16 protein-coding genes are annotated in these 14182 nt (G+C 62.9%); 9 read left to right on the top strand and 7 right to left on the bottom strand.

What is annotated here, in order from left to right; genetic code table 11:
- Positions 1-16: 16 nt before the first annotated feature.
- From FJ490_RS05290 to FJ490_RS05260, 7 genes are all read right to left on the bottom strand, one after another.
- Complete coding sequence (locus FJ490_RS05290) at positions 17-643, bottom strand: transglutaminase-like cysteine peptidase (protein ID WP_140547555.1); 627 nt, start codon at positions 641-643, stop codon at positions 17-19.
- 208 nt (positions 644-851) lie between these two features.
- Positions 852-1724: an undecaprenyl-diphosphate phosphatase gene (locus tag FJ490_RS05285; protein ID WP_140564657.1), complete on the bottom strand. Its 873-nt coding sequence runs from the start codon at positions 1722-1724 to the stop codon at positions 852-854.
- Positions 1725-1981: 257 nt separating this feature from the next.
- A complete protein-coding gene (locus FJ490_RS05280; protein ID WP_140686206.1) occupies positions 1982-2179 on the bottom strand; it encodes a hypothetical protein in 198 nt (65 codons plus the stop codon).
- A 244-nt stretch (positions 2180-2423) separates the two neighbouring features.
- A complete protein-coding gene (locus tag FJ490_RS05275; protein ID WP_140564659.1) occupies positions 2424-2819 on the bottom strand; it encodes a GFA family protein in 396 nt (131 codons plus the stop codon).
- Between the two features lie 148 nt (positions 2820-2967).
- Positions 2968-3924 carry an alpha/beta hydrolase gene (locus FJ490_RS05270; RefSeq protein WP_140656024.1) on the bottom strand — a complete coding sequence of 319 codons (957 nt, stop codon included), beginning with the start codon at positions 3922-3924 and terminating at the stop codon, positions 2968-2970.
- A 206-nt stretch (positions 3925-4130) separates the two neighbouring features.
- Positions 4131-4379, bottom strand: coding sequence for a ParB N-terminal domain-containing protein (locus FJ490_RS05265; protein WP_006206067.1), 249 nt, complete (start codon positions 4377-4379; stop codon positions 4131-4133).
- Positions 4380-4507: 128 nt separating this feature from the next.
- Positions 4508-5467: a LysR family transcriptional regulator gene (locus FJ490_RS05260; RefSeq protein WP_140493763.1), complete on the bottom strand. Its 960-nt coding sequence runs from the start codon at positions 5465-5467 to the stop codon at positions 4508-4510.
- A gap of 135 nt (positions 5468-5602) precedes the next feature.
- Here FJ490_RS05260 and FJ490_RS05255 point away from each other — a divergent pair, with 135 nt between their 5' ends.
- From FJ490_RS05255 to FJ490_RS05215, 9 genes are all read left to right on the top strand, one after another.
- Entirely contained in the window at positions 5603-6385 is a 783-nt protein-coding gene (locus tag FJ490_RS05255; RefSeq protein WP_140493765.1) for an ABC transporter substrate-binding protein, read from the top strand.
- 62 nt (positions 6386-6447) lie between these two features.
- Positions 6448-7095 (top strand): amino acid ABC transporter permease, encoded by a 648-nt coding sequence (locus FJ490_RS05250; protein WP_140728297.1) that lies wholly within the window; start codon positions 6448-6450, stop codon positions 7093-7095.
- A gap of 13 nt (positions 7096-7108) precedes the next feature.
- On the top strand, positions 7109-7768 hold the full coding sequence (locus FJ490_RS05245) for an amino acid ABC transporter permease (RefSeq protein ID WP_140728296.1): 660 nt from the start codon (positions 7109-7111) through the stop codon (positions 7766-7768).
- The gene (locus FJ490_RS05240) at positions 7765-8529 is read left to right on the top strand and encodes an amino acid ABC transporter ATP-binding protein (protein ID WP_140728295.1); all 765 of its coding nucleotides are present in this window, start codon (positions 7765-7767) and stop codon (positions 8527-8529) included. Before FJ490_RS05245 ends, FJ490_RS05240 begins: the two co-directional genes overlap by 4 nt.
- Positions 8530-8537: 8 nt before the next feature.
- Positions 8538-10178, top strand: a complete 1641-nt coding sequence (locus FJ490_RS05235) for a N,N-dimethylformamidase beta subunit family domain-containing protein (protein WP_140728294.1) — start codon at positions 8538-8540, stop codon at positions 10176-10178.
- Between the two features lies 1 nt (position 10179).
- Complete coding sequence (locus tag FJ490_RS05230) at positions 10180-11565, top strand: aspartate aminotransferase family protein (RefSeq protein ID WP_140728293.1); 1386 nt, start codon at positions 10180-10182, stop codon at positions 11563-11565.
- A 4-nt stretch (positions 11566-11569) separates the two neighbouring features.
- Entirely contained in the window at positions 11570-12499 is a 930-nt protein-coding gene (locus FJ490_RS05225; RefSeq protein ID WP_140637925.1) for a 3-keto-5-aminohexanoate cleavage protein, read from the top strand.
- Between the two features lie 52 nt (positions 12500-12551).
- Positions 12552-13058 carry a GNAT family N-acetyltransferase gene (locus FJ490_RS05220; RefSeq protein ID WP_140517682.1) on the top strand — a complete coding sequence of 169 codons (507 nt, stop codon included), beginning with the start codon at positions 12552-12554 and terminating at the stop codon, positions 13056-13058.
- Positions 13055-14083, top strand: a complete 1029-nt coding sequence (locus FJ490_RS05215) for a histone deacetylase family protein (RefSeq protein WP_140564675.1) — start codon at positions 13055-13057, stop codon at positions 14081-14083. The genes FJ490_RS05220 and FJ490_RS05215 overlap by 4 nt, the downstream gene beginning before the upstream one ends.
- Positions 14084-14182 lie beyond the last annotated feature (99 nt).

Raw genomic sequence — 14182 nt, 5'->3', positions numbered from 1 at the left:
CAAGACATCGGCGACATCATTGAACAGAGCTGACGAGCCGCTCGTCGCCGCCAAGGATGGAAACCCAGCGACCGCTGTTGTCGCTCGCCTGTCTCTTCAGATAGCGATAGCCTGTCTGGTTCCAGAGGCGAACCTTGTCGCTGAGATTGTCGAGGATGAAATCGCCCTTGTCGGTGCGCACCGTAAGCACTGCGTGGCCTTCGCCGTCGGGCTTGCGCACCACCGTCATCAGCAGATTGGCAATGGCAATGCCGGCGGCCTGGAGTTCGCGCTGCTTTTCAAGCGCGTAGTCTTCGCAGTCGCCAAACCCGTTATCGGGGTAGGCCCACCACTCATCCTTGCCGTAGTTGTCCATGTCGCTCATCGGCTTGACGCGGGTGTTGACCGAGAGATTTACGGCGGAAATTTCCCGCAACAGCTGGCCGGTCATGCTCTCCGGAGCGTTGGCGGGCGAGCGGATGGAGCATTCGGCAGAATGGACCTTGCAAAAATCATAGTGCCCGATCGGCTGGGAGGTTTGCCCGCCGATGGTCATGGAAAGCGGTCCCGCATTCGCCAAACCCGCGGCCGAACAAAAAGCCGTCAGCGCCAACGCAAACCCCAAACCCCTCGCCTTGCGGCGCCAACCCACCGAGGATGCCATACGGCCCCACCCATCTATTTTTGTTAACAGAACGTTAAAGATGGATTTTGCCTGGAGTCAATGAAGGCGGCCGATCACATCTTTGGCGATCGACGCATGCCCGACCGGGGTTGCGCCGAAGCAACACCGGCTCGCACATTCCTGGAGTTGCCTTTTAGTCCCTTGTTTGACGCCGGCGGAAAACCGCTGCGCGCTTTCCGGGATTGCTTCAGGCAAGCCATCCCATCGCCAGGCCTAGCAGCAAGGCGATGCCGAGCCCTCCGCGATAAATGACGAAAGGCCAGGCTGAGAAGCGTTCCAGCACGCGCATCAGGCCCCATATGGCGAAGAAGGCGGATAGCGAGGCGACGACCAGGCCGACCGCGAGGATCGACCAGCCATGGGCATCGAGATGGGCCTTGTGCAGTTCCCAGAGCTCCTTGAGACCGGCGAGTGCGATGGCCGGCAGCCCCAGCAGGAATGAAAAGCGCGCCGCTTCTTCCCGCTTGAAGCCGAGCCCCAGTGCTGCCGTCAAGGTCGAACCGGACCGCGAGACGCCCGGGATCAATGCGCCGATTTGGGCGATGCCGACGAGCAGCGCATCGGCCATGGATGCCTGGCCCATGGTGCGCGCATGGCGGGCACGGAGTTCGGCCAGCGCCAGCAGGAGTGCCATGACGATGCAGGCCCAGCCGATGACCCCGAGGCCGCGCAGCGGCGAATTGCAGGCGTTGAGAAGGCCAGACAGAGCCACGCCGGCGATGGCGATCGGGATCGTCGCCAGCACGATCCAGAGCGCCAGCCGGAAATGTCGGTCGGCGAAATCGCGCCGTTTCAAGGCACTGACCGAACCGGACAGGATGTCCCTGACATCGTTCCAGAAGTAGCTGATCACCGCGGCGAGGGCCGCAAGCTGCATGGCGGCGGAGAAAGCGGAGCCGGGATCCTGCCAGCCCAGCATCGCCGGGACGACGCGCATGTGGGCGGTCGAGGAAATCGGCAGCAGTTCGGTGATGCCTTGCACCAAGCCGAGAAATGCGACCTTGGCGTAGCCCAGGCCGACAAAGCCCATGTCCATGCCTTGCATGCAGCTGTCGGCCATGTCGAATTCCATGTCAGAGAGATCGGAGTTGCGCGGGGAACGACTGGGGCGATCGGCCCCTGGGCAAGCCATACCGCCATGGGACGGAAAATCAATTTACGGATTTGTGAACTGGCACCCGGGAATGGGCGTCAGCGAGTGCGGAAGGCGCGTTCGAATATCAACACCGCGCCGCCTCGGCGCGTTGGCAGCACCAGGCAGTGGCCAGACCGGCCCGGCGGGTCGGCCTGCAAAAACTGGAGGAAATCACGATGCGATCAGGGGCACAGCCAGAGTTTCTGGCACGCCCTGGCGATCACGTGCGCCGGCGGCACAACCGGCTCCTCGACGGAAGGCGGACGCGCCCGTTCGAGCAGCATGCGCACCTGTTCCGGGCGCACACGATCGCGCTCCATCACAAGCAGGACCATCGGATCGCTCAAAAGCTCGTCCAGGGTACTGATGCTGTCGTTCATCCGTCGTCTCCTCGAATGCCGGCCCGCACCGGTTAAATAGGGAGACAATGATGGCTCGCCAATGACGCTTTGCCGGCTTTCGCGTGACTGTTTCGGTTATTTCGTGACTGTTTCGATTAATTTTTGTCACGGTCACGTAATTTCACCCTTCTGTTGGCCCGCTTCATCCGGCACAGCTCATCGGTTTCGGCGCTCAAGCGCCGATCCACCTTCTTTCATAAGGCGGGAAGGGAGGCCGGAGGCCTCAGGCAGGCGGCGCGCCTTCGTGCTGCGGCAAGCCGTCATCGAGCACCACCCAGGGCTGCTTGGAGGCGGTCCAGATGTGCATCTGCGGCTTGAAGACGGACGGATCGTCGAGTGACCCGGTGGTGACGCCTATAATGCCGGCGGCATCGCGCCGCGAAAACATCGTCGTACCGCAGCTTGGGCAAAACCCGCGTTTAATATCCGGCGAGCTGTTCGCGGTCGCCAACGGCCCTTCGACCGTCACATCGTCGATGCGAAACAGCACACGCGCATTGAAGGCGGCGCCGATCGCCTTTTGACAAAGCCGACAATGGCAGATGCGTTCGTTGACGGGCTCGACGTCGGCGCGATAACGCACCGCCCCGCACAGGCATCCGCCCTGATAGTTAGCCATTGCCGTATCCATTCCCGAGAAGATTTGATGCGAGACTATCGAGGCCGGATATCGGGTCAATTCAAAAGCATTGATACGATCCCATCGACTGCAGCGATAAAACTGCCGGCCGCCTCAAGGGAGACCGCCGGCAGCCAATGCCGGCAAGCTATTCGGTTTCGCCGACCACCTCGTCCCAGCTCTTCACCTTGGTCTCGCCGTTGAGGAACGGCAGCGCGGCGGCCGTCAGCTCTGGAGCGAAGAAGACGTCGTAGTGGGTGCGGTTGGGCAGGATCGCCAAGCGGTTCCGTGACAGGTTTTCACGCATCCAGCCGGCGTCCTTCAAACCGCCGCCGAGCATCTGGTAGAACTTGATCTCGTGCTCGGGCTTGTACATGTCGCTGTCGCCGTAGGCCAGCATGACCGGCATCTTCAGCTTGGGAACATCGGCCGAGTAGTCGTAGTTCTGGCGCATGAAGTTGCCGAGCGTATCGAGCAGCTTCGGGAACTCCTCGGGATGCGGCGCCACGGCGACGTAGGATTTGTACATCGGCGTGTCCTTCATGAAATCGGCCGCTGCCGCGCTCACTTGCGCCTGCTGCGGGCGCATCTCGTCATAGAAACCGTCGGCGGCATAGCCGGTCGAGACCAGCACAAGCCGGCGCACCGTTTCGGGGTGCTGGACGGCCATCCGGAAGGCGACACCGCCGCCCAGCGAATAACCCATGACGTCGACCTCGCCGTAACCAAGCCGTTTGACGATATCAGCCATGTCGTCGCCCATCGCCTCCAGCGTGAACGGCCGGTCGCCAAGCGCGGTGCGGCCATGGCCTTGCAGGTCGACGGTGATGACAGTGCGATGCTCGGCAAGCTTCGGCAGGATGGGGGCGAACATGTCCGCTGTGCCGAGACCGCCATGCAGCAGAAGCAGCGGCTCACCCTTGCCGTAGACGGCATAATAGTAATTCAGGCCGTTGATCGGCAGCAGGCCGGATTTTTCAGGCTTCGGCGGTGTCTTCGCTTCGGTCGTCATGGCAGATTTTACCTCGTTTGCGTTGGCGATGCCCGGACAGGCGAGAAGCGCCGTGGCCGAAGCAAGAATGGCGAAAAGCAGGGCTTTGGACATATCAATCTCCTCCAGTCTGCCCGTGTGTCGGTGCGTTCTTGAGCTGGCTGGTGCATCGGCCCCAACCCGCGCGAAAACCGATCGAGAATATTGGTCTGACCGGCTTCCGTCCCAAGGACGAACCAGCGAAATGCAAACCGACATCATCAAGGAGAAATTCCGGGGCTTTCCCGTGGATGAGGACCAACGGCGAAATCGAGGACGCGTCAGTGGCGCTTGGCTTGCACCAGATAGGCATCGATCTCGGTCTCGCCGAGCCACTTGGCCGCTTCCAGCCGATGCAGGCCTTCTACCAGGATATGACGCTTGCCGTCGTGACGGACCTGGATCGGCATCTTCATGCCATTTTCCAGAATGTCCTCGGCGAGATGACGGACCGTCTCGGGATGCAGCGTCTTCTTACGCGCCGTCGGCACGTAGATGTCGTCGACCTTGACCTTCTGCACTCTGAGCATGTCGACCCCCCGGGCGGAACGCCGCCTTGTCTTGAGATAGTCGCTTTGTTGACGAGGGCCAAGGGCGTGGCGACGAATAGGGCGGAGGCAACCGGGTTTGTCTGCCGCCGCGCAGTCGATATTGCGTATCAGCCTTTGTAGATACGGTCCTCGAGCGGCGTCTCGGCAATCAGCGCCTGCAGCCCTGATAGCAACGCCTTCTCGGCGCGGTTCATCGCCTTGTCCGGATTGACCAGCAGGAAGATATCGATGGCCGGCGGCGCATCATAGGGCGGCAGCCGCCACAGCGCGCCGTCGGCCACATCGCGCCGCGCCACATGCAGCGGCAGCGGGCCGATGCCGAGCCCGGCGACGATCATGCGCCGCACCTCCTCCAGGCTCGACGAAACGCCCACGACATCGGCGTTCAGCCGTGCTTCGCTACGCAACAGTGCGACCGGCCGCAGCGCATCCGAAATATGGTCGGTCTGGAACGATACTGACGGCTCGTCGCGGAGATCGGCGAGCGTCAGTCCGGTTTGCCCATAGAGCCTGTGCCGCGGCCCGCAAAAGAAGCCGAAGAACTCGCGATAGACCATGTCGTATTGCAGCGCCGGATCGCGCTGGCTGACCAGGCAGACGCCAAACGAAGCACGGCGCTCCCTCACCTGCTTGGCCACTTCGGTGCTTGCCGCGACCGAAATGGTGATGCTGGCGCGCGGATAGTTGCGGTGGAATTCCGACAGCGCCCGATCGAACAGCGGCGAGACCACATGGCTGGCGGTCGCGATCATGACGTGGCCGGTGACATCGTCGCTGATGCCGCGCATCAAGAGCGGCAGCTGCGATATGGTGCCGAACACCTCGATGCTCTGCTCGTAGAGAAGCCGTCCAACCTCGGTGAGCTCGAAGCGCGTCGCATCGCGTTCGACCAGCCGCCGGCCGACCCGGTCTTCCAGCCGCCGCAGCGCATTGCTGACGCTTGGCTGCTTGAGGTTCAGCCTCTCGGCGGCACGCGTTATGCTCTTCACCTCCGCGATGACGACGAATGTCCGCAAAAGGTTCCAGTCCAGATCCCAGACCAGCCGTTCGGGGCGCGGCAATGCCATTCCTGATATCTATGCTCCCTATTTCCATTATCTATTTGCGCAATGCTACCGCAAAGGCAATCATTGCCGTCAGGAGTGCGCCCCAACGCCTCCCAAGAACAAGCCTTTGCGCTCCATCCAGAGGACAGGTTTCAAATGAACAAGGTATTTTCCGGCATTGCCGTCGCGGCGCTGCTGTTTGCGTCTTCCTTCGCTAACGTCTCGGCCAGGGCCGATGACCTCGAGAAGGTCAAGGCGGCGGGCGAATTGAAGATTTCCATGAGCGGGCAGTATCCCCCCTTCAACTTCGTCAACGACCAGAACGAGGTCGTCGGCTTCGACGCCGATATCGGCAAGGCCATCGCCGAGCGTATCGGCGTCAAGGGCACCATCATCACGACCGCCTGGGACGGCATCATCGCCGGCCTGCTCGCCAACAAATACGACACCGTGGTCGGCTCGATGACGATCACGCCGGAGCGTGAGAAGGTGGTCGATTTCGTCGGCCCCTACTATCACGCCGGCCGTGCGGTTTTCGTCAACCAGGATTCCAAGGTGCAGAGCCTCGACGAACTCAAGGGCAAGACCCTTGGCGTGACGCTCGGCGAAACACATGAGAAATGGGCGCGCCAACAGGGCGGCTGGGACATCCGCACCTATAAGGGGCTGCCGGAATTGCTGCTTGAGCTGAAGGCGGGCCGCGTCGACGCCATCGTCGTCGACAACATTCCGGTCATGGTCGCCGTCAAGGAGACCGGCGAGAAGGTACGCAAGCTCGACACGCCGGGTATCGAAGGCGGCAGCGTCGCCATCGGCATCGCCATCCGCAAGGACAATCCCGAGCTCAAGGCCGCCATGCAGAAGGCGCTGGACGGCATGATGGCCGATGGTACCTACGAGAAGATATCGATGCACTGGGTCGGCAGCGACATCCGCTAACTTCGCCAGGCTTCGGCGGTCCAGGCCGCCTGAAGCCGAAAGCCACTGCGCCGGGCCATTCCATGGATTTCTCCTTGATGCAGCGCGTCTTCCCGTTCTTCGTGGAAGCCGCCTTGGTGACGCTGGAACTGACAGCGCTGGCCCTGGTTCTGGGGCTGGCCGTGGCAGCACTGGCCGCGACCGCAAGAATGTCGAGATCGGCGGTCCTGCGGGCCATCGGCACGCTCTATGTGAGCCTGTTCCGTGGCACACCGTGCCTGATCCAGCTCTTCGTGCTCTATTTCGGCGGTCCGCAGATCGGCATCAATCTGGATCCGTTCGCGGCCGGCGTGATCGGCCTCGGCCTCAACATCGGCGCCTATATGGCGGAGTCAATCCGAGGCGCGGTGGTGGCGGTCGACCGGGGCCAGACGGAGGCGGCCCGCACAATCGGATTCGGCCGGTTCCAGACCTTGCGCAAGGTCGTGCTGCCGCAAGCCGCCCGGCTGATGATCCGCCCGCTTGGCGTCAACACGGTCGCGCTGTTGAAAGGCTCGGCCCTGGTGTCCACCATCTCGGTCGTGGAATTGACCTACACCGCCCAGCGCTTCATCGGCTCCACCTACAAGCCGTTCGAGATCTTCGACGTCGCGGCCCTGCTCTACATGGTCATGGTCTATGCCGTCGCCCGTATCGTCGACATGCTCGACAAGCGCTTCGCAATCATCTGAGGGGCGGAAAACAATGCAAGGCCTGGATTTCACCGTCGTCGCGCCCTACTGGGATCTTCTGCTGACCGGCGCCTGGTGGACATCAGTGCTGACGGTCTCGGCTGGAGCGCTCAGCTTCGCCGGCGGCATCTTCTTTGCGGTTGTCGTACTCTACGCGCCGGCAATCCTGACCTACCCCGTGCGCGCCTTCATGTGGGTGTTCATGGGCACGCCGCTGCTGTTGCAGCTCTTCCTGATCTATTTTGGCCTGGTGCAGGTCGGCATCGACATCCCTGCCCTCGTGGCCGGCATTGTCGGCCTTGGACTGCATTTTGCCGTCTACAATGCCGATGTCATCCGCGCGGGCATCGTGGCCGTCGATGTCGGCCAGACGGAAGGTGCACGCAGCATCGGCTTCGGCAAGTGGCAGACGCTGCGCCATGTCGTGATACCGCAGGCCATCCGCAACACGGCGCCGCCGATCGGCAGCAATTTGATCGCGCTGTTGAAGGAATCCTCCATCGTCTCGGTCATCGGCATTGCCGAGCTGGTTCACTCGGCGCAACTGGCGATCAGCGAAACGTTTCGCCCTTTCGAATTCTACATCACTGCCGCCGCGCTCTACTACATTCTCAACCTCGCGCTCGAAGCGGCCCTGCATAGGTTCGAAAGACATGTGGAGGTTTCCCGATGAGCACGCAGCGGCCGATGGTCGAGGTCCGCGGCGCACGCAAATCGTTTGGCGCCGTCGAGGTCCTCAGAGGTATCGACCTATCGGTCGAACGTGGGCAGATCGTCGCAATCATCGGCCCGAGCGGCTCCGGCAAGAGCACGCTGCTGCGTTCCATCAACCATCTCGATGGTTTGAACAGCGGTGAGGTCTGGCTGGACGGCCTGCAGGTCAACCAGAAGCTGCATGGCCAGGCGTTCGAAAGGCACATCAACGAGGTGCGCCAGCAGATGGGCATGGTGTTCCAGCACTTTAACCTGTTCCCGCATTTGACCGTGATCGAGAACATCACGATGGGGCCGGTGATCCTGAAAAGCATGCCGAAAGCCGAAGCTCGTGCGCTGGCGCTTGGTCTTTTGTCCAAGGTCGGGCTCTCCGACAAGATCGGCGCCTATCCCTCGCGTCTTTCGGGCGGGCAGAAGCAGCGCGTCGCGATTGCCCGCGCGCTGGCCATGCAGCCCAAGGTGATGCTGTTCGACGAGGCCACCTCGGCGCTCGATCCGGAGCTGGTCGACGAGGTCAACGCGGTGATGAAGCAGCTTGCCGCCGAGCACATGACCATGCTCATCGTAACGCACGAAATGCGCTTTGCCGGCGAAGTGGCCGACAGGGTGCTGTTCATGGATGGCGGCGTGGTGGTGGAAGAAGGCCCGCCGGGCGACATCTTCCGCGCCCCGCAAAAAGAACGCACCCGCACCTTCCTCAAGAAATACCTTTCCGCCTGAGTACGACGATGACCAGATTGACCACTGAATTCCCCGATTTCGGACTGACGCCGGAGCAGCGCCGGCACGCAGTGCGCGGCCACTATTATGAGTGGCCGGGCATGGATGGCGAGCGCGGCGAAATCTGGTGCTACAGCGACCGCTTTTCCTACCGCGCCGGCGAGACAGTGACGCTGCATGTCAGTTCGACGGCTCCGTCCTTCAGCATGACGATCGTCCGCGACGGCGGCACCGAGACAAAGGTGTTCGAGAAGTCCGGCATTGCGGCGCGTTGGCAGGAAAGTCCAGACCAGTGCTCGGCCGAAGGCTGCGGCTGGGAAGCCTCGTTCGAATTCAGCGTCGGCAGCGACTGGCCGTCCGGCGCTTACCGGGTGACGCTGACTGCTGAAGGCCGCGACGGCAAGCCGATCCAATCCCATCATCTTTTCATCGTCGCGCCCCTGCCCGGCGAGAAGCCAGGCCGTGTGCTGCAGGTGGCGGCGACAGGCACCTGGCTCGCCTACAACACCTGGGGCGGCTCCAATCACTACCAGGGCATCACCGGGCCGGACCGTAACGAATATTCTCCGATCGTCTCGACGCAGCGCCCCTGGTGCCGCGGCTTCGTCGTGCTGCCCAAGGAGGCGCCGCGTGTGCCGTTGGAAGTCGCGGTGCCGCCGAAGACAGTGCCGCGCTATCCACACATGGAATGGGCGCTCGCCACCGGCCATTCGAAGAAATACGCATCGTCGGGCTGGGCGAGCTATGACAGCCACTTCTTCCGCTTCGCCGAACGGGCGGGCTACGCCGTCGATCTCGCCAGCCAGCACGATCTGCATTTCTCGCCCGACATTCTCGATGGCTACGACTGCGCCGTCTTTGTCGGCCATGACGAGTACTGGACCTGGGAAATGCGCGATGCGGTCGACAGCTACGTCGAACGTGGCGGCCATGCGGCGCGCTTCGCCGGCAACTTCATGTGGCAGACGCGGCTGGAGGATGAAGGCCGGCGGCAGGTCTGCTACAAATACCGCGCCCGAGCCGAGGACCCCGCCTATCGCGGCGGCGACGTCACCCGCGCCACCAATTCCTGGGAGGCGCCCGAGATCGGCCGGCCGGGTTCGGCGACCTTCGGGCTCAACGCCACACGCGGCCTCTATGCCGGATGGGGCGGCTGCGCGCCACGCGGCGTGCGCGGCTTTCCCGTGTATCGGCCCGAGCACTGGGCCTTTGCCGGAACCGGCATCTACTATGGCGACCTGCTTGGCGCCGACAGCCATGTCTATGGCTATGAGGTCGACGGGCTGGATTTCGAAATCCGCGGCGGCCTTCCCTACCCGACCGCGACCAGCGGCGCACCGGACGGCTTGCAGGTTCTCGCCGTCGGCATGGCCAGCCAGGTCGAGGAAAGCGCCGATATCCCGATCGAGGATCAGTTTCTCACCGACGAGGATGGTCGCTTCAGCGCCGAGACGCTGTTCGGCGATCGGAGCGACGCCAATCTGGAAAAAGTCAAACGCGGCAACGGCATGATCGTCAATTTCCCGCGCGGCAAGGGCGAGGTCTTCCACGCCGGAAGCTGCGAATGGGTCGCCGGCCTGCTGAGGCAGGACCCGATGGTGGAACGCGTTACCCAAAATGTCCTCGATCGTTATCTCGGAAAGTCCTGACATGTCGAAAGCCCAGACCGCCGCCCCGGACACCGAAGCCCGGCGCCAATCGCATCTGTTCTATCTCTCCAGCCTGCGCCGGCCGCTGATCGACCGTGCCGAGGGCATCTATATGTGGACGCAGGACGGCCGCCGCTTCATCGACGGATCAAGCGGCCCGATGGTCGCCAATATCGGTCATTCCAACCGCAATGTGCTCGACGCCATGAAGCGGCAGATGGACCGCGCCACCTTCGCCTACCGGCTGCATTTCGAGAACGAACCGGCAGAAGAGCTGGCGCGTGAGCTGGCCGGCAAGCTGCCCGAAGGCATGGATCGCATCTTCTTCGTCTCAGGCGGCTCGGAAGCGACCGAATCCTGCATCAAGCTGGCGCGGCAGTGGGCGGTGGCCACCGGCCAGGCCAGCCGCTGGAAGGTGATCACGCGCTTCCCCTCCTATCACGGCGGCACGCTGGGTTCACTGTCGATCACCGGCGACGACGCGCTGGCCGAGACCTTCACGCCAATGATGCGGGTGATGCCGACCGTGCCGGCACCGGCGGCCTGGCGCGACCGCGACAATCTCTCGATGGAACAGCGCGGTCTCCGCTATGCCGACATGCTGGAGGAGAAGATCCTGGCCGAGGGGCCGGAGAGCGTGGTCGCCTTCATCATGGAACCGATCGGCGGCGCGGCGACAGCGGCGCTTGTCGCGCCGGACAGTTATTATGGGCGCATCCGCGAAATCTGCGACCGCTACGGCATCCTGCTCATCCATGACGAAGTGATGAGCGGCGCCGGCCGCACGGGAAAATTCCTCGGCGGCGACCATTGGAACTGCAAGCCGGACATCGTCGCGCTATCAAAAGGCCTGGGATCGGGTTACGCGCCGCTCGGCGCGCTGGCGGCGCCGATGCAGCTGGTGCAGCCGCTGCTCGCCTCCGGCGGCTTCCAGCACGGCCATACCTATGCCGGCAATCCGCTCGCCTGCGCCGCAGGGCTGGCCGTGCTCGGCGAAATGGACCGCCTCGACCTGATCGCCAATGCCGCCGCCATGGGCGATGTGCTGATGGAGGGATTGCGAGAGCTAGCCAAGCGCTTCCCGTTCATCGCCGACGTGCGCGGCAAGGGCCTGCTCACCGGCGCCGAGATGCTTGCCGATCCCGAAACGCTGCGGCCGATCGACCAGAGCAGGAAGGCGACGCAGCGCCTGCTCGACCTCGCCTATGAGCGCGGGCTGATCATCTACGGCCGCAAGGTCAATGGCGGTGTCGACGGCGACAATTTCATGGTCGCACCACCGATGATCGTCACCAGCGAGCAGGCCGGCGAGATCATCTCCATCATCGGCGACTCGCTCGAAGTCCTGGCTGCCGAACTCGACCTTCCGGTCGAAGGCCGGGGATAAAACAATGGCGCCGAGAAAGGTCATCATCACCTGCGCCGTCACCGGCTCGGTGCATACACCGTCCATGTCGCCTTATCTGCCGGTAACGCCGGACCAGATCGCGGCGGATGCCATCGCCGCGGCCGAGGCCGGCGCCTCGATCCTGCACTTGCATGCCCGCGACCCAAAAGACGGACGGCCTACGGCCGATCCGGACGTGTTCATGCAGTTCCTGCCGCGCATCAAGCAGGCGACGTCGGCGGTGATCAACATCACAACCGGCGGCTCCTCCCTGATGACGCTGGACCAGCGGCTGGCGGCACCTTTGCGGGCCGAGCCCGAAATGTGTTCGCTCAACATGGGCTCGATGAATTTCGCGCTGTTCCCGATGCTCGACAAGCCAAGGGAATGGCAACACGAATGGGAACCGAAGCTGCTGGAAGCCACACGCGACACGATCTTCAAGAATACCTTCGCCGATATGGAGGGCGTTCTCGAGAGACTGGGCAAGGGCTGCGGCACGCGTTTCGAATTCGAGTGCTACGATGTCGGCCATCTCTATTCGCTGGCGCATTTCCGCGACCGGGGGCTGGTGTCGGGGCCGCTGTTCATCCAGTTCGTGCTGGGTATTCTTGGCGGCATTGGCGCCGATCCGGACAATCTCATCCACATGAAGCGCATCGCCGACAAGCTGTTCGGCGACAGCTACCAGTTCTCGGTGCTGGCCGCGGGCCGCCACCAGATGCCGCTGATCTCTATCGCCGCGGCCATGGGCGGCAATGTCCGTGTCGGGCTCGAAGACAGTCTCTACGACGGCCGCCAGCTGGCGAAATCCAATGCCGATCAGGTGCGCCGTATCCGTGGCATTCTCGATGGACTGTCGCTGGAGGTTGCCACCCCGGCCGAAGCACGCGACATGCTGGCGCTGAAGGGTGGCGACAGGGTAGCGTTTTAATGCGACTGGCTGAGATGATAGTGCTCCGTCACACCTTGGCTCCCTGCTTGCCATGACAAGTCCGGAAAAAATCCTCCTCCGCCCCGGACGAATCGAAGACGTCGAAACCATCCATGCCGCAATTCTGAAGCTCGGCACCCATATCGGCGCGCCCGAAGAAATCGTCTCAACGCCAGACGATCTCAGGACCTGGGGCTTTGGCGAAAGACCTGCCTTCTCGACCCTGATCGCCGAAGTCGATGGCGAATTCGCCGGACTGTGCCTCTATTTCCCGATCTTCTCGACCTGGATGGGGCGGCCCGGCGTCTATGTGCAGGACCTCTATGTCGAGGACCGGTTTCGCGGTCGCAGGATCGGCGAGCGCCTGCTGCGGCGCGTCGCGACCGAGTGCCGCAAGCAAGGCGGCGCTTATCTCAGATTGTCCGTCGATACCGACAATGAGAGCGCAAAGGCCTTTTATGAAAGGCTGGGCATCGCCTGGTCGAGCTACGAGCAGACGCAGAAGATCATCGGCGACGCTTTCTTCGCCTTTGCCGACGCGCCGGAGGAAAAAGAATGAAAGCCTTCTACGCGCAGGAGCAGAAGCGCCACGACCCCAAGGCTTTCCTTTCCAGCGGCGCCCCGCAGCCCAATCCCGAAAAGCCGGAGCGCGTCGAGAGATTGTTAGCAGGCGCAAAATCGGCCGGCTGCACGATCGAGCGGCCGCGCAATCACGGACTTGGTCCGGTCGCGGCGGTGCACACGCCCGAATATCTCGATTTCCTGGAGCATATCTACACGCGTTGGCAACGCATTGAGGGTGCCTCGGCTGAAGTGATCCCCAACATTCACCCGATCGCGCGCAACGGCTCCTATCCGGCCTCCGCGGTCGGCCAGGCTGGGTACCACATGGCCGACACGGCCTGCCCGATCTCTGGCGAGACCTGGCAAAGCGCGCTGTGGAGCGCCTGGAGCGCGGTCGAGGCGGCGGAAGCGGTGATGGCGGGCGCGCCGGCCACCTATGCGCTTTGCCGCCCCCCCGGTCACCATGCGTTCGCCGACGTCGCCGGCGGCTTCTGCTTCATCAACAATTCGGCCGTCGCAGCACAGGTACTGCGCCGCCAAGCGGCACGGGTTGCGATCCTCGATGTCGATCTGCATCACGGCAACGGCACGCAAGGCATCTTCTATGCGCGGCCCGACGTGCTCACCGTGTCGCTGCATGCCGACCCGGTGCGCTTCTATCCGTTCTTCTGGGGACATGCCGACGAGCGCGGCGAAGGCCCCGGTCTCGGCTATAATTTCAACCTGCCCTTGCCACGCAAATCCGCCGACGCGGCGTTTCTGGAAGCGCTTGAGGTGGCGTTCCAGCGCATCCGCGCCTTCGCGCCCGACGCGCTGGTCGTGGCGCTCGGGCTCGACGCGTTCGAGGGTGATCCGTTCGGCGGGCTTTCGGTGACGACGCCAGGTTTCTCGCGCATCGGCGAAGCCATCGCCAAGCTCGGCCTGCCGACGGCAATCGTCCAGGAAGGCGGCTATCTCTGCGACGAACTCTGTGACAACCTCACCGCTTTCCTGACCGGGTTCGGCACCAAGGCACGCTGACAGGTCGAGCTGCGCCTGCGATCTCTATCGGTCAGAGCGAGAGCGGGAAATTTTCCACGCAATGTTTCGATCGGAAAATCCACCATCGTCTCCATCCCG

It is taken from the genome of Mesorhizobium sp. B2-5-11 (assembly GCF_006440835.1).
Classification (GTDB): domain Bacteria; phylum Pseudomonadota; class Alphaproteobacteria; order Rhizobiales; family Rhizobiaceae; genus Mesorhizobium.
This window is presented reverse-complemented; position numbering and strand designations above follow the sequence as displayed.

What these genes read in the sequence shown, in the direction of transcription:
- FJ490_RS05250 (WP_140728297.1), top strand. Translation starts at nt 6,448, where the DNA reads ATGGATTTCTCCTTGATGCAGCGCGTCTTCCCGTTCTTCGTGGAAGCC.
- FJ490_RS05235 (WP_140728294.1), top strand. Translation starts at nt 8,538, where the DNA reads ATGACCAGATTGACCACTGAATTCCCCGATTTCGGACTGACGCCGGAG.
- FJ490_RS05240 (WP_140728295.1), top strand. Translation starts at nt 7,765, where the DNA reads ATGAGCACGCAGCGGCCGATGGTCGAGGTCCGCGGCGCACGCAAATCG.
- FJ490_RS05285 (WP_140564657.1), bottom strand. Translation starts at nt 1,724, where the DNA reads ATGGCCGACAGCTGCATGCAAGGCATGGACATGGGCTTTGTCGGCCTG.
- FJ490_RS05215 (WP_140564675.1), top strand. Translation starts at nt 13,055, where the DNA reads ATGAAAGCCTTCTACGCGCAGGAGCAGAAGCGCCACGACCCCAAGGCT.
- FJ490_RS05265 (WP_006206067.1), bottom strand. Translation starts at nt 4,379, where the DNA reads ATGCTCAGAGTGCAGAAGGTCAAGGTCGACGACATCTACGTGCCGACG.
- FJ490_RS05270 (WP_140656024.1), bottom strand. Translation starts at nt 3,924, where the DNA reads ATGTCCAAAGCCCTGCTTTTCGCCATTCTTGCTTCGGCCACGGCGCTT.
- FJ490_RS05275 (WP_140564659.1), bottom strand. Translation starts at nt 2,819, where the DNA reads ATGGCTAACTATCAGGGCGGATGCCTGTGCGGGGCGGTGCGTTATCGC.
- FJ490_RS05245 (WP_140728296.1), top strand. Translation starts at nt 7,109, where the DNA reads ATGCAAGGCCTGGATTTCACCGTCGTCGCGCCCTACTGGGATCTTCTG.
- FJ490_RS05255 (WP_140493765.1), top strand. Translation starts at nt 5,603, where the DNA reads ATGAACAAGGTATTTTCCGGCATTGCCGTCGCGGCGCTGCTGTTTGCG.
- FJ490_RS05220 (WP_140517682.1), top strand. Translation starts at nt 12,552, where the DNA reads ATGACAAGTCCGGAAAAAATCCTCCTCCGCCCCGGACGAATCGAAGAC.
- FJ490_RS05280 (WP_140686206.1), bottom strand. Translation starts at nt 2,179, where the DNA reads ATGAACGACAGCATCAGTACCCTGGACGAGCTTTTGAGCGATCCGATG.
- FJ490_RS05260 (WP_140493763.1), bottom strand. Translation starts at nt 5,467, where the DNA reads ATGGCATTGCCGCGCCCCGAACGGCTGGTCTGGGATCTGGACTGGAAC.
- FJ490_RS05230 (WP_140728293.1), top strand. Translation starts at nt 10,180, where the DNA reads ATGTCGAAAGCCCAGACCGCCGCCCCGGACACCGAAGCCCGGCGCCAA.
- FJ490_RS05290 (WP_140547555.1), bottom strand. Translation starts at nt 643, where the DNA reads ATGGCATCCTCGGTGGGTTGGCGCCGCAAGGCGAGGGGTTTGGGGTTT.
- FJ490_RS05225 (WP_140637925.1), top strand. Translation starts at nt 11,570, where the DNA reads ATGGCGCCGAGAAAGGTCATCATCACCTGCGCCGTCACCGGCTCGGTG.